The sequence below is a fragment of the Pseudomonas sp. GD03903 genome (genome assembly GCF_029840045.1).
GTDB lineage: Bacteria > Pseudomonadota > Gammaproteobacteria > Pseudomonadales > Pseudomonadaceae > Pseudomonas > Pseudomonas pseudonitroreducens.
The window spans coordinates 312,711-333,543 of the sequence record NZ_JAOCBT010000007.1 but is presented as its reverse complement, the minus strand read 5'-3'; the positions used below and the strand labels follow the sequence as shown (position 1 = coordinate 333,543).

At 66.3% G+C, this 20,833-nt stretch carries 17 protein-coding genes; 9 read left to right on the top strand and 8 right to left on the bottom strand.

Annotated features, from left to right (window positions below; genetic code table 11):
* Positions 1–155: 155 nt before the first annotated feature.
* The 3 genes from N5C91_RS14275 to N5C91_RS14265 all read left to right on the top strand — a co-directional run bounded on the left by N5C91_RS14275 (position 156) and on the right by N5C91_RS14265 (position 2,565).
* Complete coding sequence (locus N5C91_RS14275) at positions 156–632, top strand: PaaI family thioesterase (protein ID WP_236174677.1); 477 nt, start codon at positions 156–158, stop codon at positions 630–632.
* A 21-nt stretch (positions 633–653) separates the two neighbouring features.
* On the top strand, positions 654–1,787 hold the full coding sequence (locus N5C91_RS14270) for a thiolase family protein (protein WP_279830187.1): 1,134 nt from the start codon (positions 654–656) through the stop codon (positions 1,785–1,787).
* Positions 1,788–1,998: 211 nt separating this feature from the next.
* On the top strand, positions 1,999–2,565 hold the full coding sequence (locus tag N5C91_RS14265; RefSeq protein ID WP_279830186.1) for a TetR/AcrR family transcriptional regulator: 567 nt from the start codon (positions 1,999–2,001) through the stop codon (positions 2,563–2,565).
* 243 nt (positions 2,566–2,808) lie between these two features.
* Here the strand turns inward: N5C91_RS14265 and N5C91_RS14260 are convergent, their stop codons facing one another.
* Positions 2,809–3,615 carry an SDR family oxidoreductase gene (locus tag N5C91_RS14260; RefSeq protein ID WP_279830185.1) on the bottom strand — a complete coding sequence of 269 codons (807 nt, stop codon included), beginning with the start codon at positions 3,613–3,615 and terminating at the stop codon, positions 2,809–2,811.
* Between the two features lie 338 nt (positions 3,616–3,953).
* Here N5C91_RS14260 and N5C91_RS14255 point away from each other — a divergent pair, with 338 nt between their 5' ends.
* On the top strand, positions 3,954–4,091 hold the full coding sequence (locus N5C91_RS14255) for a PSPA7_2676 family Cys-rich small protein (RefSeq protein WP_279830184.1): 138 nt from the start codon (positions 3,954–3,956) through the stop codon (positions 4,089–4,091).
* Between the two features lie 75 nt (positions 4,092–4,166).
* On the opposite strand, the gene peaD is transcribed toward N5C91_RS14255, so the two are convergent.
* From peaD to ccsA, 5 genes are all read right to left on the bottom strand, one after another.
* Positions 4,167–5,300: a quinohemoprotein amine dehydrogenase subunit beta gene (gene peaD, locus N5C91_RS14250; protein WP_082450592.1), complete on the bottom strand. Its 1,134-nt coding sequence runs from the start codon at positions 5,298–5,300 to the stop codon at positions 4,167–4,169.
* 59 nt (positions 5,301–5,359) lie between these two features.
* Complete coding sequence (gene qhpC / locus N5C91_RS14245) at positions 5,360–5,683, bottom strand: quinohemoprotein amine dehydrogenase subunit gamma (protein WP_015477047.1); 324 nt, start codon at positions 5,681–5,683, stop codon at positions 5,360–5,362.
* 1 nt (position 5,684) lies between these two features.
* Entirely contained in the window at positions 5,685–7,115 is a 1,431-nt protein-coding gene (gene peaB / locus N5C91_RS14240; RefSeq protein ID WP_236174595.1) for a quinohemoprotein amine dehydrogenase maturation protein, read from the bottom strand.
* A 75-nt stretch (positions 7,116–7,190) separates the two neighbouring features.
* A complete protein-coding gene (peaA, locus tag N5C91_RS14235) occupies positions 7,191–8,762 on the bottom strand; it encodes a quinohemoprotein amine dehydrogenase subunit alpha (protein ID WP_236200000.1) in 1,572 nt (523 codons plus the stop codon).
* Positions 8,763–8,959: 197 nt separating this feature from the next.
* On the bottom strand, positions 8,960–11,140 hold the full coding sequence (gene ccsA, locus N5C91_RS14230) for a cytochrome c biogenesis protein CcsA (protein WP_279830192.1): 2,181 nt from the start codon (positions 11,138–11,140) through the stop codon (positions 8,960–8,962).
* A gap of 489 nt (positions 11,141–11,629) precedes the next feature.
* Here ccsA and N5C91_RS14225 point away from each other — a divergent pair, with 489 nt between their 5' ends.
* Entirely contained in the window at positions 11,630–13,303 is a 1,674-nt protein-coding gene (locus N5C91_RS14225; RefSeq protein ID WP_236174593.1) for an MFS transporter, read from the top strand.
* 359 nt (positions 13,304–13,662) lie between these two features.
* Entirely contained in the window at positions 13,663–15,156 is a 1,494-nt protein-coding gene (locus N5C91_RS14220; protein WP_279830183.1) for an aldehyde dehydrogenase family protein, read from the top strand.
* Positions 15,157–15,497: 341 nt separating this feature from the next.
* Here the strand turns inward: N5C91_RS14220 and N5C91_RS14215 are convergent, their stop codons facing one another.
* Positions 15,498–16,157, bottom strand: coding sequence for a glutathione S-transferase family protein (locus N5C91_RS14215; protein ID WP_236174591.1), 660 nt, complete (start codon positions 16,155–16,157; stop codon positions 15,498–15,500).
* Positions 16,158–16,187: 30 nt separating this feature from the next.
* Positions 16,188–17,390: an MFS transporter gene (locus tag N5C91_RS14210; protein ID WP_279830182.1), complete on the bottom strand. Its 1,203-nt coding sequence runs from the start codon at positions 17,388–17,390 to the stop codon at positions 16,188–16,190.
* Positions 17,391–17,505: 115 nt separating this feature from the next.
* Between N5C91_RS14210 and N5C91_RS14205 the strand changes: the two genes are divergently transcribed.
* From N5C91_RS14205 to N5C91_RS14195, 3 genes are all read left to right on the top strand, one after another.
* Entirely contained in the window at positions 17,506–18,003 is a 498-nt protein-coding gene (locus N5C91_RS14205) for a MarR family transcriptional regulator (protein ID WP_279830181.1), read from the top strand.
* Between the two features lie 275 nt (positions 18,004–18,278).
* Positions 18,279–19,691 (top strand): GABA permease, encoded by a 1,413-nt coding sequence (gabP, locus tag N5C91_RS14200; RefSeq protein ID WP_236175827.1) that lies wholly within the window; start codon positions 18,279–18,281, stop codon positions 19,689–19,691.
* Positions 19,692–19,755: 64 nt separating this feature from the next.
* Positions 19,756–20,772 carry a GlxA family transcriptional regulator gene (locus N5C91_RS14195; RefSeq protein ID WP_279830191.1) on the top strand — a complete coding sequence of 339 codons (1,017 nt, stop codon included), beginning with the start codon at positions 19,756–19,758 and terminating at the stop codon, positions 20,770–20,772.
* Positions 20,773–20,833: the final 61 nt, after the last annotated feature.

Genomic DNA, 20,833 nt, shown 5'->3' with positions numbered 1-20,833 from the left:
CTGCTGGATGGCGCTTTCGTCACTTATATGCCGATCATCATTCAATGATAGTATGATGACCGTAATATTTACTCGAAGTGCTGGAGCCCGCGATGACCGAACTGACACTGACCCGTGAACAGAAGATTGCCGCCTGGGAAGCGGCGGCCGCGCAGATGCGCCAGCGCCTGGCCGAGCCCGGCGTGATTGCCCTGCAGGAACTGCGTGGCAAGACACCCCAGGAGTTCTTCGACGGCATCGGCGCCGGTGAACTGCCCGCCCCGCCGATCAACGCGCTGATCGGCTTCGTCCCGCTGGAATGGAGCCAGGGCCGCTTCGTCTTCCAGGGCACCCCGGACATGCGCCACTACAACCCGCTGGGCACCGTGCACGGCGGTTACGCGGCGACGCTGCTGGACTCGGCCATGGGCTGCGCGGTGCACACCATGCTCGAAGCGGGCCTGGGCTACACCACCACCGACCTGCGCATCAGCTACATCCGCGCGCTGACCCGCGACACCGGGCCGATCCGCGCCGAGGGCACGATCGTGCACGTCGGCCGCTCCACCGCCCTGGCCGAAGGCCGTCTCTACGACGTCGACGGCAAGCTCTACGCCACCGGTTCCACCACCTGCCTGATCCTTGGGCGCTGACAGCTGTTCAGGAGACCGACCATGACTTCCGTAGTGATCGCGGGTTATGCCCGCTCCCCGTTCCACTTCGCCAAAAAGGGCGCGCTGATCGACGTACGACCGGACGACCTCGCCGCGCAGACCGTCAAGGCACTGGTACAACGCAGCGGCCTGGATGCCAGCCTGATCGAGGACCTGATCATGGGCTGCGCCTATCCCGAGGCCGAACAGGGCATGAATATCGCGCGCATCACCAGCTTCCTCGCCGGGCTGCCGGAAACGGTGGCCGGCGCCACGGTGAACCGCTTCTGCGGCTCATCCATGACCTCCATTCATTTTGCCGCCGGGCAGATCCAGCTCGGCGCCGGCGAGGCATTCATCTGCGCTGGCGTGGAATCCATGACCCGCGTGCCCATGGGTGGTTTCAACCTGTCGCCCAACCCGCGGCTGCTGGCCGAATTCCCCCAGGCCTATATGCCCATGGGGCAGACCGCGGAAATCGTCGCCGAGCGCTTCGGCATCTCGCGCGCGGACCAGGAAGCCATGGCGGTGGATTCCCATGCCAAGGCGGCCCGCGCCCGTGAACAAGGGCTGCTGGCGGCGGAAATCGTGCCCATCAACACGCCAAACGGAGTGGTCAACGAGGACGGCTGCATCCGCCCCGGCACCAATCTGGAAGCATTGGCGCAGCTCAAACCGGCGTTCGGCGGCAGCGTCACCGCCGGCACCGCCTCGCCGCTCACCGATGGCGCAGCGGCCGTGCTGGTGTGCAGCGAAGACTTCGCCCGTGCCCATGGGCTGGACATCCTGGCGCGGGTGAAAGCCGTCGCCGTGGTTGGCTGCCCGCCGGAAATCATGGGCATGGGCCCGCTCTACGCCACCCGCAAGCTGCTCGACCGCGCGGGTCTGCGCATGGCCGACATCGACCTGGTGGAAATCAACGAAGCCTTCTCCAGCCAGGCCCTGGCTTGCCTGCGCGGCCTGGAACTGGATATCGACCGGGTCAACCTGCACGGCGGCGCTTTGGCCATCGGCCACCCGCTGGGCGCCACCGGCGCGCGCATCACCGGCAAGGCGGCGGCGCTGCTGAAGGAAACCGGCGGGCGTTTTGCCATTGCCACCCAGTGCATTGGTGGCGGGCAAGGTGTGGCGACGTTGCTGGAGGCTGTTCGCTGAGCTGAGAGCCCGCTCCTGCAAGGAGAGTTTTCGAGCGGTGCGAAAACATCGCGGACGGAGTCCGCTCCTACCCGAGGCTGAGTCCCGTAGGAGCGGACTCCGTCCGCGATTGCCTTCAGCGCATGACCTGTCTGCCCTGAATCACCTCCCTGCGCTCACCCTGCGTTAGAATGTCACCCAGCATTCCATGCACCGCAGGAGACACCCGGTCATGCGTTACTCCGAAGACCACAAGGCCCAGACCCGCGAACGCATCATCAACGAGGCGGCGCAGCGCTTCCGCAGCGAAGGCGTCGACGCCACCGGCCTGCAGACGCTGATGAAGGCGCTGGGCCTGACCCACGGCGGCTTTTACGCGCACTTCAAGTCCAAGGACGAGCTGGTGGAAATCGCCCTGCAGCAGGCCGCCGAGCAACTGCGCCCGGTGGTCGACCAGCAGTTCGCCAAGGACGACCCGCTGCCCGGCTTCATCGACCAGTACCTCTCCACCGGCCACCGCAACACACCCGGCAAGGGCTGCCCGTTGCCGACCATCTCCGCCGAACTGGGTGCTCGCGGACATGCCAGCGCCACCACGGACGCCATCGTCCAGGCGCGCATCGAAGCCATCGAGCAGGCGCTGCCCAGCGAACATGCCGAGGATGAAAGCGTCGCCCTCCTCGCCACCCTGATCGGCGCGCTGGTGCTGTCGCGCAGCGTGGCGGACACCGAGCTGGCCGAGCGCATCCTGGAGAGCACGCGGCGGCACCTCAAGCGGGAGATTGGCGCGGCGGAGTGAATCTCCCACAGCAGGTGCGAATGGCGCTTTTGTAGGGCGATAACGCGCCAGCGTTATCCGCCGTTAAAGGGCCGGCGGATAACCTGTTCCAGGTTATTCGCCCTACGCCCCTGCGCCCCACCCTTCCTACGTGTAACAGCTTTGCGCCGGGGAATCAGGCACCTGTAGGAGCGAGCTATCTCGCGCGCATAAAAAAGCCCCGGCGCAAGGCCGGGGCAAGCTTTTCGCCACTCAGTTACTCGGTTAGCCCACTGCAACTCCGTAGCGCTGCGCCGGCGCGCTGCGCGAGAGGTTCGGCGTCATCTTCAGGCGCGCGGCGGTGAAGGCTTCGAATTCGCCCGCATCCGGCAGCGCCGGCAGGGTCACTACTTCGCCCTGGGCCAGGCCGGCCAGCGCGGCATCGACCATGTGGTTCACGTCCATCAGCATTTCTGCCGGCAATGCGGAGATATCGGTGCCGGCGCGGTCCCAGATTTCGGTGCGGGTGGCGCCCGGCAGCACGGCCTGGATACGCAGGCCCTGCGGCGCCAGTTCCTGCTGCATGGATTGGCTCAGGTTGAGCACGAAGGCCTTGGTGGCGCTGTAGCTGCCGTTGAACAGTTCCGGCGCCAGGGCCAGCACCGAGGCCACATTGATGATGGTGCCGCGCCCGCGACCGGCGAAGGCCTTGGCGGCAGCGCCGGCCAGGCGCGCGGTGGCGATCACGTTCAGCTCGATCATGCTTTCCAGGCGGTCCAGGTCAGTCTCCAGCAGGGTGCCGTTGATCGCCACGCCGGCGTTGTTCAGCAGCAGGCTGATGCTGCTGTCCTCAGCCAGGCGCGCTTCGACGCGGGCACGGTCTTCGCGGCGGGTCAGGTCGGCCTTGAGCACATCCACGGAAACCCCGTACTCCTCGCCCAGCCGCGCGGCCAGGGCTTCCAGGCGTTGCTGGTCGCGGGCCACCAGCAGCAGGTCATAGCCCTGCGCGGCGAAGCGCTGGGCGTAGGTGGCGCCGATGCCGGAGGAAGCACCGGTGATCAGTGCGCGGCCCAGTTCGGATTTGCCATTCATGGTTCTGTCTCCAGTGAGGCGGTTGCCCCGCATGCAAGGTGGGTAGGGCCGGTTGGCCGTCTGGAATGTCCGACCTGATTAAGATTATGGCCGTCATCTGAAGGTGAATATTATGCTCATAATATTAACTGTCAAGGTCCATTCCCTGAGGGTGACGAGTGGTAACCGGCGTGGCGGCAGACCGCACCGCACGGGCCATGAAGGCCATTGGGCGGTTTAGGTTGCCCATTCCAGAGCGCTCGCGAGAACCTCTCGGGCGTCTCCACACAAGAACAAGCCGGGACCCACACCTGCACCTTTCTGCCTGTCTCAACACCGGCGTTGCCGGAGGAGGACACATGCGATTGCGCTGCTTTTTCCTGGGCTGTGTTTGGGATGAAGGGAATCTGACCGAGGTCGGCCATGTGCCGATGCTGTGCCAGCGCTGTGCGCGCTGCGGGGCGCAGCGGTACCTGAGGCCCGCCCCGGAAATCTGAGCCGGGATTGCGGGCCGGAAACGAAACTGCCCGGAGCACGCAAGTGCTCCGGGCAGTCCGCTACAGCAAGGTGAATCAGTTGGCCACGAAGGCCTGGCTGGTGGTGATCGCCATGTCGCCGCCGGGCAGCTTCAGATCGCCGATGCGCTCCAGGCTGTCGGCATCGTAGATCGCCACGTCGTTCAGGGTGCCGGTCAGGTACAGCTTGTTGCCGGCCTTGTTGGTCGACAGGCAGTAGTAGGAGTGGTCCAGGTTCGCCGCCTTGACCAGCTTCTGCTCCTTGATGTCGTACTTGGCCAGGCGGTTCAGCACGCCGTAGATGACGTTGCGGTCCTTGGCCGAGCGGATGCCGCTGAAGTACACCTCGGTGACCGGGCCGAAATCGACGGTCTCGGTCTTGCCGGTGGCCAGGTCGATATTGAAGAAGCCGTAAAGGAAATCGGCCGTGGCCATGTCCTGCTTGGCATCCTTGAACTTCGCCGTGGTGTAGAGCAGCGAGAAGTCACGCGGGTAGGTCTGCTGGTTCCACACGTAGAGCACATCTGGCGGCGCGTAGTTGGGGCGCTTCCAGTTGCGGCTGGGGATGATCACGTCGAACTTGCCGGTCTTCACGTCCACCTTGTAGATGTCCGGGCCCGCCACGTAGAGGGTGCCGTCGTCGCCGCTCTGCATGATGGTCAGCTGGCGCGGCGCCGGGAAGGTGCGCACCGGCTTGGCGCCCATGCCGTCGGCCACCGAGTAGACCTGCAGGCGCGGCTGCTGCACTTCGTAGTGTTCGGAGAGGATCAGCGTCGGGTTGGCGATGGCGTAGATCTCCTTGCCGTCGTGGCTGACGGTCATGGAGAACATCGCCCGCGCGTTCTCGCCCGGCTTCTGCGCGATGGTGGCGTGGAACACCGGTTTGCAGTCATCGAGCTGGATGCCATAGATGTCCGCATAGTGGTTGCTGAGGATGTAGGCAACCTTGCGGTCCGGCGACAGCTGGGTCATGCCCGGGCCATAGGCGCCGGGGATGGTGCAGGTCTTGTAGAGCTTGTCGGTCTGCATGTCGATGACGTGCAGGTTGTTCGGGTAGTTGGTGCTGATCAGGTACTCGTGGCCACTTTCCAGCGCTTTGCCGGTGTCGGCGCCGGCATCGGCGGCGACGGCTTGCAGCGCGCAGGCCAGCGAGAGGCCGCCGAGCGCGGCGGCGAATGCTTTTCTGGACATGCAGGTTTTCCTCTTGTTCTTCTGGTCCATGCTCTTTGGGCCGATATTCGTCAGTCCGGTCATTTGTCGTCCGGGAATACGGTGCCGAGGTTGCGCCAGTTCTCGGCCGAGGCCTGCGCATCCTTGTTCCAGTCGGGGTAGGTGCTCATCATGTCCGGCACCTGGGCCGGCCACCAGCAAGGGTCGGAGCAGCCGTAGAGGTCCGCTTCCATCGGCTGGCAGAGCGAGGACACGCCGCCGAACACGTCGACTTCCCAGCCCGGGTCGGTGGTGGCCGCGCAGCCGGCCACGGAGTTCATCGCCACCACGTCCTCGATGCGATCCTCGGCGGCGGCCTGTTCGAGCTTCTGTGCTTTGGTGTTGATCGCTTTCAGATGTTTCATGTCAGTGCGCCTTCCGCGGAGTGATGTGGCGGTCGATGAAGCTGGGGTTGGAAGCCATGATCCGGCTGTAGACCTCGATGCCGAAATCGACCCAGTCCCTCATCAGTTCGCAGTAGTGGTAGGTGGGGTGCGCCGGGTCGCCGTAGCGCGCATAGCTCTCGTGGTAGCAGCCGCCGGAGCAGAGGTTGCGGATATGGCAGCTGGCGCAGCCGGTGTCGGTACGATCCAGGCGCTGGGAGAGGAACTCGTTCAGCTCGGCCTGCTTCACCCCTTCATGCACGTTGCCGAAGGTCGGCAGCGAGGAGCCGGTGAAGCGGTGGCACAGGTTCAGCTCGCCCTTGTGGTCCACCGCCAGCATCTTCAGCCCGGCGCCGCACGGCAGGGCCTTCTTCTGCCCTTCGTGGATGTCGGTGATCAGCTGGTGCAGGTTGGAGAAGCCGATGTTGCGCCCTTGCAGCGCCTCGTCCAGGTAGCGCCGGCCGAGGGCCTTCATGCCGGCGAAGACCGCCTTCAGCTCGTCCCCGGTGAGGTTGTAGCTGCTGATATCGCCCGAGGTGACCGGGGCGAAACCGACTTCGGCAAAACCCATCTCGTTGAACAGGTGGTTCCAGATGGTCTCGACATCGGTGACGCCGGTGGTCAGCGTCACCCGCGCGCCGACCGGCCGCGCGGTGTAGCGCGACAGCAGCATGTCGGCCTTGCGCCGCACCACGTCATAGGTGCCCTGCCCGCCCACGGTGATGCGGTTGCGGTCGTGCACCGTCTTCGGCCCGTCGATGCTGATGGACAGCCCGAAGCGATGGGCGTTGAGCCAGTCGACGATTTCCTCGGTGAGCAGCGTGGCGTTGGTGGTCATGACGAAGTCCACCGTCTTGCCCAGTTCGCCGAAACGGCGCTCGCAGTACGCGACCATGTGCTCGATCAGCGGGCGGTTGGACAGCGGTTCGCCGCCGAAGAACACCACGGTATAGCGCTGCTCGTCGGGGGATTCCTGGATCAGCATTTCCACCGAGGCCTCGGCGGTTTCCGCCCCCATCTTCTTGCCGGCGGAGGGCTTGTCCAGGTCTTCCTTGTAGCAGTAGGTGCAGCTCAGGTTGCAGCCGGTGTTGACGTTCAGCACCACAGTGTTGAGCGCGGTGCGGTCAACCTTCTTGATGCCGATTTCAGGGGTCAGCGGCGAGCCGTCGCTGACCAGTTCCAGCGCGATCAGCTCGCGCAGGGTCTCGTCGATTTCCTCGGCGCCGAAGCGCCCGGCCAGGCGTTGGGTCAGCTCGTCCGGCGAGCAGGCATGCCCGCGCAGCGCGTCGATGATCCCGCCGGTCAGCGCGTCGCTGGCGAACAGCGAGGAGCTGGGGATATGGAACAACAGGCGGTCGGCGTCGACCTGCACTTCGTGCAGGTTGCGTTCGACCAGATTCAAGATGGCGCCCATGGCGACCTCCCGGAACTCTTGGAATGTGCCCGCCCGAAGGCGGGACTCACGCGTTCAGTTCATCCGATCCGCTGCTTACGGAATCGGCGGGTTGTTCCAACGCTGCACGGTGACGATCATGTGCCCTTCGCCCTTGTGCGACTGGCCGGCGTCGTCCACCGCGGCAATCACCTTCAGGTTGCCGGCGTTGTTGGTCATCATCTTGCGCGCCGGGTTCGGGCCGGCGTCGCCCGGCGTGAAGATGCCGCTGTCGGCGTCCATCACCCCGGCGAACTTCACGTCCTCGTCCTCCTTGGCGCGGTCGTCGAACGGCTCCACCGACCACTGCGCGGGGAACACGCCGATGCGGAACGGCTTGCCGTCGGCGCCCTTGCCCCAGGCCTCGGCGTCGAAGCTGCCCTGGACCTTGGGCGTCGAGCCGCCATTGCCGCCGATGCGGGAGATGGAGAACTCCGGCACCACCTTCACTTCGGCGATGTCCTTGTACACCGCGAGGCTGCCGCCCTTGGCGCTGCCCACGGCAACATCGCGCTCGCCGACGGCAGCGGAGTCGGCAGCCTTGACCTTGACGGTCACGCGTTCGGGAGTCTCGGAAACCACCGACACCACCTCGACGCCCGGGCCGAACGACGGCTTGCCTTTCAGGCCGCTGCCGATGACGCTGACCTCGGTCTCGGCACCGGCCTTCAGGTAGGCCGGCTGCACGCCCAGCACGCGGCTGGTGCCGTTCTGCGCGGCGACGAAGTCCAGGCCGCGCTCATCGTGGGCCTTGTCGAACATGCGGCCCTGCATCTGGCCGTTCAGGGCGGCGAACACCTGGCGCATGGTGACGTCACCAACCTTCACCGCGCCGCGCCATTCGTAACCGTTGTACAGGACCGCGCTGCCGTCACCGTTGAACGGCGTACCGTCGGCGTACTGGCCTTTCACACTGACCTTGAACGCGTCGTCGCCGTCCTTGCTGACCTTCATGCTGCCAGCGACGTCGCCCTTGCCCGGCATGTGCCCGGCGAAGCTCCACTCGCCGGCCAGCGCCTCGGCCTTCGGCCGGTTCTTCTGCCAGTCGCTCCAGGCCTTGTCTTCCAGCGGGAAGCGCTTGGCCAGCTCCGGGACCATCTCTTTCTTCGCCAGGTCGAACCAGTCGCGGTCGCGGGCCAGTGCCTGGTACTCCAGCGACGGCCAGCGGCCGAGGTGGAAGTTCACCAGCTTCTCCCATTCCGCCGCCGGGCGACGCTGCAGGGCGATGCGCGCGGCCGAGTGGCAGCGGGCACACATCTGCTCGAAGTTGGTATCGAAGGTCTCGACGGTGTTCAGCCGGCGTTCCAGGGCGTAGCGCACGCCATCGGTCTCGCTGGGTGCCAGGCCCTGCTTGTCGGCGAGGAACTTGACCACCGCCCGACGCTCTTCGTCGGTGATCTTCAGGCCGTACATCACCTGCATGCGGCCGATGCTCATCAGCCAGCCTTCGGGAGTCTTGCGCTGGTGGCTGATGCGGCTGAGGGAGTTGTTGCCTTCGGGCGTGTGGCACGCCTGGCACTTGGCGTTGATGATCGCCTGGCCCTCGGGTGCGGCCTGGGCCGTCTGGTGCAGCGCAAGAGCCAGTGCGGCCAGGGTTCCGGCACCCAGATAGTGCCGAAGTCGTGTCATCTTCAAGGTCAGGCCTCCTCGGTATTCTTGTTGGTTATTGGCGCCCACCGATGGGCTAAGAGCGAGCTCTTCAAAGCGGTTTTGCAGGTTGTGTGCCACTACTGTGCAAACCCCGCCGAATCAGGCTTTCGGCGGTACTTGCCGGCACGCCCGGCGGGTGGCACCGGGGTTGCGACGTCACATTTCGCGATTGCTGTCTAACTCTGAGACAGGGCCTGTGAGACACCCTGCGAAGCAGTATGGTCCTGCCTGCGCAAAGTGCCGCCCGCCGGCAGCATCAGGGCGCCGAACAGCATGGTGAGCAGGCCGATCCAGACCAGCGAGAGGAACGGGAAGCGACGGACCACCACCACGCTCTCGATGTCGTCACCGGGTTGCTTGAGCAGCCTTGCGGAAGCCGGCACCCAGATCTGCAGGTCGCCACTCCAGCCACGGACGATGAAGGGATGCAGCACGTAGCCGCGGTCCGAGGCGAAGCGTGCGTAGTGGTAGTCGAGGATTTCGCAGAGTTGGCGAACCGGGCCCTGGTAGGCCGGCGGGTTGCCGCGGCTGTCCTGGAACAGCGCGTGGCCGGCAAGTGTCTGTTCGCCGTCGCGCAGCTCGACCTTGGCCACCGCGTGGTAACCGGAGAAATCCGGGCGGCTGGAGTCCGGCGAGACGCGCATCTGCATGCCGCCGATCACCGCGTGCCACTGCTCGAAGGAAGTACCCGGCGGGATGCTGATCTGCTGGTAGCTGTTCAGCGCGGTGGCAGCCAACCCGCCCACCAGCGCAATCACCGCGCCGCCGTGCACCAGCGCCAGCCCACCGCTGTAGCGCAGGTTGCCCAGGCGCCGACTGCGCCACAGGCTCTGCACGCCCCACAGCAGGCAACTGCCCATCAGGAAGGCGCCCCCCAGCAGCGCCGCGTCCAGCCAGGGCAGCACCCGCACGATGTTCTGCGAAAGCATGCCGTCGCCGTTGTAGCCACCGCTCAGCCAGCCGCCGCGCCAGCCGGTCCAGAGCATCAGGGCGGCCATCAGGGCGCTTGCCAGCAGCGCCAGCCGGGGCCGCCCGCAACGGCGCAGGAAGCTGTAGCCGCCCATCAGGCCGAGGGCCGCCAGCAGCGGCACCACCCAGTGCGCCAGGCCGTAGCCGTTGACGTCCCACTGGTCGAAGGCGCGGCGCAGGCTGTCCATCTCGGCGGTGGTGGCCCAGGCGGTCAGCGTCTCGAAGAAGGGTTTCAGCTCGCTCGGCCGCTCCATCCCCAGCCATTCGTAGAGGTGCGCCTGGAGCAGCGCGCCCAGGGCCAGCAGGCCGGTGCCGGCGAACAGGTAGATGGCCACGTCCAGCGTCCAGTCCGAGGCTCCGCGCCGCCCTGCCCGCTTGCGGGATCGCCATCCGGCCAGCAGGTGGAACGCCGCAAGGGCCAGCAGGATTGCCGCCAATGCCAGGTGGCTGAGCCAGGACGTGGTGCCGATGTAGCGGTGCGAACTGGCCAGCACCGTGCTGCGAGTCACCGCCATGGCACCGCAGGCCATGGCCGCCGCCAGCAGGCTGAGCGCCGGCAGCAGGCGTGCGTAGGCGCCGTCCGCGCGCCAGCGGCGGGCACCGTGCAGGACCGCGCCGAGCAGCGCCCAGATGATGAAGGCCGAGGTCTGCACCGGGTCCCAGTGCCACAGCTGACCGTAGGTGAAGTCCTCCATGGCCCAGGCCATGCCGACGCCGATACCGGCACTGAGGATCAACCAGGCACGACGGCTGTAGCGCGGCATCACCCAGGCGTAGGCGTGCCCGCCCCGCCCCAGCGCTTCGAGCGCGGCACCGGCCGGCGCCAGTACCCAGGCGTAGGCACAGAGAATCAGCGGCGCATGCAGCGACATCCAGAAGGTCTGCAGGTGCGCATTCATGCCCTGGCTCGGCTGCGCCGCCAGCCAGTCCCCCGGCGTCGCACTGAACGGCCCGAGCCAGGCGGCGGTGGCGGCATACCAGGCAGCGATCAGCGCCATGCCGCGCCCCGCCCAACCGCGCAGCGCAGCACTCTTCAGGGCGATCGCCATGCAGAAGGTCGCCAGCAGCAGCACCGTGCCTTCGTCGCCACCCCAGAGGTTGGAAAACTTCAGGTAGGCCGGCAGCGCCGCGGCGCTGTAGAGCCACGCATAACGCAACTGGAAGTGATCGGCCACCAGGTGCAACGCCAGCGCCAGGCAGGCGCCGCAGAGCGCACCGACGGCAATCGGCCAAGCCAGCCCTCGCCATTCATGGCGGATGGCGCCAAGGGCAATCAGGCCCGCCAGCCCCCAGAGCAAAGCGTTGCCCATGCCGGGCAGCAACCACAGCAAAAGGCAGCTCAACGCGGCGGCAAGCAACCCCGCCATCCACGGCAACGACAGATGCATCCTCTTCAAGCCAGGCCTCCTTGTGCAGCGTCGACGCGGCGCTTGGCGAAACCCAGCGCTCTTCACGTTGCGTGCCAGGGGGGAAAATCCTTGTGAAACAGCAGGCTGCGCTCACGCGATGGGCAATGCGGCGTGGCAGATCGCGACAGCTGTAGCAGCCTGAGACAGCTCCACCCGTTATAGACGATGGTCTAACGGCAGAAAGCCATCATCGAATACCGCCCCCGAAAAAGGCGCCAGCCAGACACGTCACCTCCCACCGCTTGTCCAGAACAGGTGCCAATCCGCGCCAGCCGGGGCTTTGCCGGTGATGGCCAGTGGATATCCGCGGCAGGCCGATTATGCTTCTCATTGACCTTGCGACGTGCCGCAGGGCTGCCTGTATTCAAGCTTCGCGCAATCCGTACGACCTGACATCAGCCCTGGGCTCGAGTGCGGTAACGGTATTGAGGGACTCCGGCCCAACACAACAACAAGACGGAGACGAACATGGCACAGACATACAGCCCGTCCGCGGGCAACGCGCCTTCCACCGGAGTGACAAAGGAGGAGCGCAAGGTCATCTTTGCCTCCTCCCTGGGCACCGTTTTCGAGTGGTACGACTTCTACCTCTACGGCTCCCTGGCGGCGATCATCGCCAAGCACTTCTTCGCCGGGGTCAACGAAACCACCGCCTTCATCTTCGCCCTGCTGGCCTTCGCCGCCGGCTTCGCGGTACGGCCCTTCGGCGCCATCGTGTTCGGCCGCCTGGGCGACATGATCGGGCGCAAGCACACCTTCCTCATCACCATCGTCATCATGGGCGTGTCCACCGCCGTGGTCGGCCTGCTCCCGGCCTACTCCACCATCGGCGTCGCTGCGCCGATCATCCTCATCACCCTGCGCCTGCTCCAGGGCCTGGCGCTGGGCGGCGAGTACGGCGGCGCGGCGACCTACGTAGCCGAGCACGCGCCCAAGGGCAAGCGGGGCTTCTTCACCTCGTGGATCCAGACCACCGCGACCCTCGGCCTGTTCCTCTCGCTGCTGGTGATCATGGCCTGCCGCACCGTGCTCGGCACCGAGGCGTTCGAAGCCTGGGGCTGGCGGATTCCGTTCCTGCTGTCGATCCTGCTGCTGATCATCTCGGTTTACATCCGCCTGCAACTCGCCGAGTCGCCGGTGTTCATGAAGATGAAGGAAGAAGGCAAGGCCTCCAAGGCGCCGCTGACCGAGTCCTTCGGTCGCTGGGAGAACCTCAAGGTGGTGATCATGTCGCTGCTCGGCGGCACCGCCGGCCAGGCCGTGGTCTGGTACACCGGGCAGTTCTACGCGTTGTTCTTCCTGCTGCAGACACTGAAGATCGACCCGCAGACCGCCAACCTGCTGATTGCCGGCTCGCTGCTGCTGGGCACGCCGTTCTTCGTGTTCTTCGGCAGCCTGTCCGACCGCATCGGCCGCAAGAAGATCATCATGACCGGCTGCATCCTCGCGGCGCTGACCTACTTCCCGATCTTCCACGGGCTGACCCAGTTCGGTAACCCGGACGTGTTCGCCGCCCAGGAGAAGAACCCGGTGACGGTGGTCGCCGACCCGAATGCCTGCGCCTTCCAATTCGACCCGGTGGGCAAGGCCAAATTCGTCAGCTCCTGCGACATGGCCAAGAGCCTGCTGGCGAAGCGGGCGATTCCCTACGAGAACATCAAGGCTGAAAGCGGTGCGGTGGCTCAGGTGCACATCGGCGACAAGATCATCGCCAGCTTCGAAGGCGCCGGCATGCCCGCGGCGGACTTCAAGGTGCAGTCCGAAGTCTTCACCGCGCAGCTCGCCGCGTCGCTCAAGGAAGCCGGCTACCCGGAGAAGGCCGACCCGGCGAAGATCAACCACCTGATGATGCTGGTGCTGCTGACCGTGCTGGTGATCTACGTGACCATGGTCTACGGGCCGATTGCCGCGTGGCTGGTGGAGCTGTTCCCGACGCGCATCCGCTATACCTCCATGTCGCTGCCCTACCACATCGGCAACGGCTGGTTCGGCGGCTTCCTGCCCACCGTCGCCTTCGCCATGGTGGCGGCTACCGGGGATATCTACTACGGGCTCTGGTATCCCATTGTCATTGCGGTGATGACGGCGATCCTCGGCATCTTCTTCCTGCCGGAAACCAAGGACCGGGATATCACGAACTGATGGGGCGGGCCACGCCGGAGAACCCCTCTCCCTGACGGGAGAGGGGGTTCCGTGCAACCCGAGCCAGCGGTGCTCGCCCACGACTCAGTCGCCAGCGAGCGGTGAACGTTCAGTACCTGCCAAACAGTCCCCTCTCCTGTCAGGGAGAGGGGACGACCAGCTCCGGAGCCAGTTCCGCAAACACCCATCCGCCGTCTCAGCCGCTGTCGCAATGTGCGACAGCGGCTTCTCTTCTGCGCCGCCCATCAATCTATTAAATCGTTATATTTCAATAAGTTAAAAATACAAACCAGCCTTGGCACAGCCGTTGCGATGCTCCGCCTCAACGTTCCAGGAACAGACAACAAGAGGCCACCGCAATGCTCGCTTCCCTGCCCATCAAGCCCGAATCCCGCGCCTTCCTGCAGCGCGCGCCGAAGATGCTCATCGGCGCCGATTGGACCTCCGCCAGCGACGGCGCCCTGATGGACCTGCGCAACCCGGCCACTGGCGAGGTGCTCTGCCAGGTGCCGGCCGCCACCCCCGATGACGTCGACCACGCCGTGCGCGCCGCGCGCCAGGCCTTCGACGATTCCGCCTGGAGCCGCACCCGTCCGCGCGAACGACAGAACCTGCTGTGGAAGCTCGCCGACCTGATGGAGCGCGACGCCGACCTGCTGGCCGAACTCGAGTGCCTGAACAACGGCAAGAGCGCCGCCGTCGCCCGTGTGATGGACGTGCAACTGGCCATCGACTTCCTGCGCTACATGGCCGGCTACGCCACCAAGATCGAAGGCAGCACCGTGGACGTGTCGATGCCGCTGATGCCCGACGGCGACTTCCACGGCTACATCCGCCGCGAAGCCGTGGGTGTGGTCGGCGCCATCGTCGCCTGGAACTTCCCGCTGCTGCTGGCTTGCTGGAAGCTCGGCCCGGCGCTGGCCACCGGTTGCTCGGTGGTGCTCAAGCCCGCCGATGAAACGCCGCTGTCCGCGCTGAAACTGGCGGAACTCGTCCTCGAAGCGGGCTACCCGGCCGGCGTGTTCAACGTCGTCACCGGCAGCGGCATCACCGCAGGCGCCGCCCTCTCCCACCACCCGCTGGTGGACAAGCTGACCTTCACCGGCTCGACCCCGGTGGGCAAGCAGATCGGCAAGGCGGCGATGGACAACATGACCCGCGTGACCCTGGAGCTGGGCGGCAAGTCGCCGACCATCGTCATGGCCGACGCCGACCTCGCCACTGCCGCGGCCGGCGCCGCCCAGGCGATCTTCTTCAACCAGGGTCAGGTGTGCTGCGCCGGCTCGCGCCTGTATGTGCAGCGCAAGCACTTCGACAACGTGGTGGCCGACATCGCCGGCATCGCCAATGGCATGAAGCTGGGCAACGGCCTCGACCCGAGCATCGACATGGGCCCGCTGATCTCCGCCAAGCAGCAGAAGCGCGTGTTCGACTACATCGAACTGGGCCGCGACAAGGGCGCCACCATCGCCTGCGGCGGCGAGCAGTTCGGCCCCGGCTACTTCGTCAAGCCGACGGTGATCGTCGACGTCGACCAGAAGAACCCGCTGGTACAGGAAGAGATCTTCGGCCCGGTGCTGGTGGCCATGCCCTTCGACGACATCGAGGACGCCCTGCGCCTGGCCAACGACAGCCCCTACGGCCTCGGCGCCAGCGTCTGGTCCAACGACCTGGCGGCGGTGCACCGCATGGTGCCGCGCATCAAGTCCGGCTCGGTGCGGGTCAACTGCCACAGCGCGCTGGACCCGGCGCTACCCTTCGGCGGCTACAAGATGTCCGGCCTCGGCCGCGAGATGGGCGCCGCCGCCATCGAGCACTACACCGAGCTGAAGTCGGTGCTGATCCGCCTGTAAGCGACCGGTTGCTCAACGCCAGCTATTGAGGACCGCGTAGGAGCGGACTCTGTCCGCGATGTGCCACGCCCACGCTCGGAGTCGCAGGGAAACGATCGCGGACGGAGTCCGCTCCTACGAAAGCAATACCGTCTACCTCGCCCACGCATCCCCTGCGCGGGTCTTGCATCCCTCGGCCACGGCAGTGGCCGGGGGATTTTTTTGCCGGCGGCCAGCGGCAGGCATGATGCCCTTTGTAGGAGCGAGCTTGCTCGCGAACCGCCCAGCACCCAAGTCGCCGGTCAATCTGTTCGCGAGCAAGCTCGCTCCTACAAGAGCAGGCGGCCCGGCGTTGGAGAAGCTCAATCCCGATCCGGCGCCCCCAGCGGGAACAAATCCCTGAGCGGTCGCGCTTCCTCCACCGCGCGGGCGAAGGATGGCCGCGCCAGCAGGCGCGAACGGTAGGCGCGCAGCGTCGGGTACTGGTCGCCGATGGGATGCGTCCAGTCGGCGTAGAACAGCGACGGTGCGGCGGCGCAGTCGGCGAGGCTGAAGCTGTCCCCCGCCGCCCAGGTACGCCCGGCGAGCTGCTCTTCCAGCCAGGCGTAGGCCAACTCGAGCTTGCTCACCGCGTGGGCCAGGCCCTCGGCACGCTTGCTCGCCTCGCCGCTCATGGCGCCCAGCACGGCATGCTGCACCGGCGTCATCACGTGCCAATCGAAGAAACGGTCGAGGAAGCGCACATCCAGCGCCTTCAGCGGGTCATCCGGCAACAGGCGTACCGGGCCGGGGTGCTTCAGGTGCAGGTATTCGATGACAATGCTGGTCTCGGCGACGCTGTGCTCGCCGTCCAGCAGCACCGGAAACTTCGCCAGCGGCCACAGCCGCAGCCAGTGCGCGCCATTCTCCGGCTCGTCCGGGCCGAGGCCGCGGAACTCGAAGGGCGTGGCATTCTCGTAGAGGGCGATCAGCACCTTCTGCGTGTACGAGGAAAACGGGTGGCCGAACAGGACGAGGGACATGGCGGGATCACCTGGGGCGGACGAAAGTACTCAGCCTAGACCCGAATGAAGCCGCCATGGACTCATGCAGGCCTGCGCCTGATCGGCAACCGGGCGCTGCGGCGCGAAACGGCTGGCCAGGACGAGCATTACCAGGCACACCAGCGCCATGCCGATCCAGGCCGGTGCCAGGCTGGCCATGGACTGCCGCGCCACCCCCGCCAGCAGCGGAAACAGCGCGGCGATCAGGTAGCCCACGCCCTGTACGAAGCCCACCAGCGCGCCGGCTTCGGCGGGACTGCGGGCGCGGTCCATGGCGACGATCAGCGACAGCGGGAACAGCGCGCCGATGCCCAGGCCGAGCCCGACCATCGCCAACAGCACCCGTTGCTCCGGCCACATCACCAGCACGATCAGGCCGCCGAGCAGCAGGGCAATGGCCAAGATCAGCGCCGGGCGGCGGTCTGGCAGGCGGTCGATGAACGCCGAGACCAACAGGCCGGCAAGCACTTCGGTCAGGGTCAGGCCACCGAGCAGCGCACCGGCCTGGGCCGGCGTCCAGCCGAGTGCGGTGTAGTACGGCGGCAGCCAGGCGAGCACCAGTACGTAGGCGCCAGTGCCAAGCCCGAAGAATAGCGCCAGCCAGGCTCCGCGCCGGGCGATGCTGGAAAAGACCGGCGCAGCCGCACTGACGGGCGCCGCGTCCCTCGCGGTGCGCACCCACAGCGGCAATGCCAGCGCAGCAGGCACGGCCCAGAACGCCAGCGCGGGTAATTCGCCCCAGGCTTTCGCCAGCCACGGCGATGCCACGCTGGCCAGCACCGCGCCGCCCATGATCGCCGTGGAATAGGCCCCCATCGCCCCACCCACCCGCGCGCCGAAACGCTGGCGGATGAACACTGGCAGCAACGCCTGGCAGGCGGCGATGCCCAGCCCTGCGAGCACCGCGCCACCCAGCAATCCGAATTGGCCCGGCAGCAGCCGCAGCGTGCAGGCCAGGACGATCAGCAACAGCCCGAATGCAACGCCACGGCGCACCCCCAGGTGGCGCAGCAACTGCGCGGCGCCCAGTGCGCCCAGGCCCATCAGCAGTACCGGCAGGCTGGTGAGCAGGCTGGCCAGGCTGTCGGAGAGATGCGTAGAAGCCTGCAACGCATCCAGCAGCGGGCCGATGGAAGCCAGCGCCGGGCGCAGGTTGAGACCGGCCAGCGCAACGGCCAGCAGGCAGGCGGCAAGGGAAACGCTTCGAGACATGGCAAACATCCTTCCAGTGGGGCGCCAGCGCTTGATCAAAAAGACGGCGCAGGCGAATATCTCTACATCAAGACAAATTCAATGTATCTCGACATCAAGATAAAAAGGAAGCCCTATGGACAGAGCCGCGTTCGCCATCGAGCAATGGCGCCAGCAACTGCCCGAGCTGGATACCGATGGCATGCTGGTGCTCGGCCGCCTCGGTGAAGCCGCGCAACTGATCGCCCGCGACCACCTCAACCCGCTGTTCGCCGAGTTCGGCCTGCAGCCCGGCGAGTTCGACGTGCTCGCCACCCTGCGCCGCAGCGGGGCGCCCTTTCGCCTCACACCCACTGTGCTCTACGAGGCCGCGATGATTTCCTCGGGCAGCATGACCAACCGCCTCGACCGCCTGGAAAAACAGGGCCTGGTGCAGCGCATGCCCAATCCCGAGGACGGTCGCGGCTCGCTGGTCGGCCTGAGTGAAGCCGGTCTCGCGCTGATCGACCAGGCCGTCGGCGCCCACGCCGACAACCAGCGCCGGGTGCTCTCCGGGCTGAGCGCCAGCGAGCAGGAGCAGCTCGCCGGCCTGCTGGAAAAACTCCTCGCCAGCTTGCCCGCCACCGAGCGCTGAGCGTCTGCCCGCCGCTCGCAGCGGCGGGCCTCCGCACACAGCGGCAGCGCCGCAGAGCGGCTCCTGGCCAGTATCGCGGCCGCCGCCCATGTCGTTTTTGGTCATGCCCACGGCGATTTCGAGCAACTCGCCGCCCCCCTACTGCCTTAGCTTGAGCCCCGCGTTAAGCGTATTGCCGCCACGCCGACTGCCCGGCCCCGACTGCAGGTGCCACGGCGGCGGGGAAGCTGCGCGTCAGCGCGTCCTGCATAACAATTTCAAGAAAAGGCCGACAGATGAGTGCTCCCAGTGCAAAAGGCGCCCATGGCGACCTGGTGCAGGGCTTCAAGCCCCGCCACGTAACCATGCTTTCCATCGCGGGCATCATCGGCGCCGGCTTGTTCGTCGGCTCCGGCCATGCGATTGCCGCCGCCGGCCCCGCCGCCATCGTCGCCTACGCCCTCTCCGGACTGCTGGTGGTACTGGTGATGCGCATGCTCGGCGAAATGGCCGTCGCCAGCCCCGACACCGGTTCCTTCTCCGCCTACGCCGACCAGGCCATCGGTCGCTGGGCCGGCTTCACCATCGGCTGGTTGTACTGGTGGTTCTGGGTACTGGTGATTCCCATCGAAGCCATCGCCGCCGGTGTCATCCTCAACAACTGGTTCCCGCAGGTCGAGACCTGGGTATTCGCCCTGTCGATGACCCTGCTGCTCACCGCCACCAACCTGTTCAGCGTGGCCAAGTACGGCGAGTTCGAGTTCTGGTTCGCCATGCTCAAGGTGGTTGCCATCGTCGCCTTCATCGGCCTCGGCGCGGCGGCGCTGCTGGGCCTGCTGCCAGGCCGCGAGGTGAGCGGCCTGCACAGGCTGATGGGCGAGCACGGCGGCTTCATGCCCAACGGCTGGACGGCGATTTTCAGCGCACTGATCACCACCCTGTTCAGCTTCATCGGCACCGAGGCAGTAACCATCGCCGCCGCCGAATCCAGCGACCCCAGCCGCAACATCGCCAAGGCCACGCGCTCGGTGATCTGGCGCATCAGCGTGTTCTACCTGCTGTCGATCCTGGTGATCATCTCGGTGGTGCCGTGGAACGACCCGCGCCTGGTGGAGATCGGCTCCTACCAGCGCACCCTGGAACTGCTGCACATCCCCAACGCGCAACTGCTGATGGACCTGGTGGTGCTGGTCGCCGTGGCCAGTTGCCTGAACTCCTCGGTGTACATCGCCTCGCGGATGATCTATTCGCTGAGCCGCCGCCATGACGCGCCGGCCTTCATCCAGCGCACCTCCGCCGCCGGCGTGCCGCGCGCGGCGGTAATCGCCAGCACGCTGATCGGCATGTTCACCACCCTGCTCAACTTCTTTGCACCCGGGCGGCTGTTCGAATTCCTGCTGGCCAGCTCCGGCTCCATTGCCCTGCTGGTCTACCTGGCCATCGCCGTGTCGCAGTTGCGCATGCGCGGCATCCTGCGGCGGCGCAACCACCAACTGGTATTTCGCATGTGGCTGTTCCCCTGGCTGACCTGGCTGGTGATCGGGATCATCAGCTTCATCCTCGCGGTGATGTTCATCATGCCGACGCACCGCATCGAGGTGAGTTCGACCCTGGCCCTGACGGTCATCATCATCCTGCTCAGCCAGACCAGCCGGCGCAGCACGGCGCACGCTCGATCAAGCATCGGCCGACGCGCCGTGCGCGGCTGAGCCAGACCGACAACCCACGCAGACGAGGTGCCGATTGGTCGAACGCCGCCAGTTCAGTGGGGCCATGCAGGGCCGCAACCTGCGCTACCTCGACGCCGAGCCCCGGGAGCCCGACCGCCTTGCGCGGGTGGGCTTCCTGCTGCTCGAACACTTCTCCCTGCCCGCCTTCACCCAGGCGCTGGATACGCTGGTCACCGCCAACCTGATCCGCGCACAGACCTTCACCACGCAGACCTTCAGCCTCGACGGCGAATCCGTCACCAGTGACCTCGGCCTGGTGATCTGCCCCGGCGACACGCTGGCCTCGACGCAACTCGCCGAGCTCGACCTACTGGTGCTCTGCGGCGGCCTGCGCACCCCGCTGCGCGCAATTCCCGAACTGACGCGCCTGCTGCAGATGGCCGCGGACAGGGGCATCGCCCTCGCCGGCCTGTGGAACGGCGCCTGGTTCCTCGGCCAGGCTGGCCTGCTGGACGGTTACCGTTGCGCCATCCATCCGGAGAACCGCGCGGCGCTGGCGGAGATCGCCCGGCATAGCGAGGTCACCAGCGAAAGCTACCAGGTCGACCGCGACCGCCTCACTGCCGCCAGTCCCACCGGCGCCTTCAACCTGGTGCTGGAATGGATCAACGCGCGTCATGGCCGCGCACTGGTGGACGCCATCGTCGACATCCTCGCCTTCGAGGAATCGCGCTTCCGCCGCACCCGTCCGGCGCTGCACGAGAAGCTCAGCGAGCCGCTGCGCGAGGCGATCAACCTGATGAGCGCGAACATCGAGGAGCCGCTGAGCCAGGATCAGCTGTCGAGCTACGTCGGGCGCTCCAAGCGGCAGATCGAACGACTGTTCCAGGAGCAATTGGGCACCACCCCGGTGCGCTATTACCTGGAGCTGCGCATCACCGAAAGCCGCCGCCTGCTGCAGCATTCCAGCCTGCCGATGTACGAAGTGGGCCTGGCCTGCGGCTTCGTCTCGCCCAGTCATTTCAGCAAGTGCTACACGTCGTTCTATGGCTACTCGCCGTCGAAGGAAGCGCGCTACGGCAATGTCAAATCCCCTCGCACAGCCGAGCGTTTCTTGTAGGAGCGGACTCTGTCCGCGATGGCTTCCCCGGCTGGGGTTCGCGAGCAAGCTCGCTCCTACG

Coding starts and splice junctions, on each gene's coding strand:
- N5C91_RS14275 (WP_236174677.1), top strand. CDS start 156: ATGCGCCAGCGCCTGGCCGAGCCCGGCGTGATTGCCCTGCAGGAACTG.
- N5C91_RS14270 (WP_279830187.1), top strand. CDS start 654: ATGACTTCCGTAGTGATCGCGGGTTATGCCCGCTCCCCGTTCCACTTC.
- N5C91_RS14265 (WP_279830186.1), top strand. CDS start 1,999: ATGCGTTACTCCGAAGACCACAAGGCCCAGACCCGCGAACGCATCATC.
- N5C91_RS14260 (WP_279830185.1), bottom strand. CDS start 3,615: ATGAATGGCAAATCCGAACTGGGCCGCGCACTGATCACCGGTGCTTCC.
- N5C91_RS14255 (WP_279830184.1), top strand. CDS start 3,954: ATGCGATTGCGCTGCTTTTTCCTGGGCTGTGTTTGGGATGAAGGGAAT.
- peaD (WP_082450592.1), bottom strand. CDS start 5,300: ATGTCCAGAAAAGCATTCGCCGCCGCGCTCGGCGGCCTCTCGCTGGCC.
- qhpC (WP_015477047.1), bottom strand. CDS start 5,683: ATGAAACATCTGAAAGCGATCAACACCAAAGCACAGAAGCTCGAACAG.
- peaB (WP_236174595.1), bottom strand. CDS start 7,115: ATGGGCGCCATCTTGAATCTGGTCGAACGCAACCTGCACGAAGTGCAG.
- peaA (WP_236200000.1), bottom strand. CDS start 8,762: ATGACACGACTTCGGCACTATCTGGGTGCCGGAACCCTGGCCGCACTG.
- ccsA (WP_279830192.1), bottom strand. CDS start 11,140: ATGCATCTGTCGTTGCCGTGGATGGCGGGGTTGCTTGCCGCCGCGTTG.
- N5C91_RS14225 (WP_236174593.1), top strand. CDS start 11,630: ATGGCACAGACATACAGCCCGTCCGCGGGCAACGCGCCTTCCACCGGA.
- N5C91_RS14220 (WP_279830183.1), top strand. CDS start 13,663: ATGCTCGCTTCCCTGCCCATCAAGCCCGAATCCCGCGCCTTCCTGCAG.
- N5C91_RS14215 (WP_236174591.1), bottom strand. CDS start 16,157: ATGTCCCTCGTCCTGTTCGGCCACCCGTTTTCCTCGTACACGCAGAAG.
- N5C91_RS14210 (WP_279830182.1), bottom strand. CDS start 17,390: ATGTCTCGAAGCGTTTCCCTTGCCGCCTGCCTGCTGGCCGTTGCGCTG.
- N5C91_RS14205 (WP_279830181.1), top strand. CDS start 17,506: ATGGACAGAGCCGCGTTCGCCATCGAGCAATGGCGCCAGCAACTGCCC.
- gabP (WP_236175827.1), top strand. CDS start 18,279: ATGAGTGCTCCCAGTGCAAAAGGCGCCCATGGCGACCTGGTGCAGGGC.
- N5C91_RS14195 (WP_279830191.1), top strand. CDS start 19,756: ATGCAGGGCCGCAACCTGCGCTACCTCGACGCCGAGCCCCGGGAGCCC.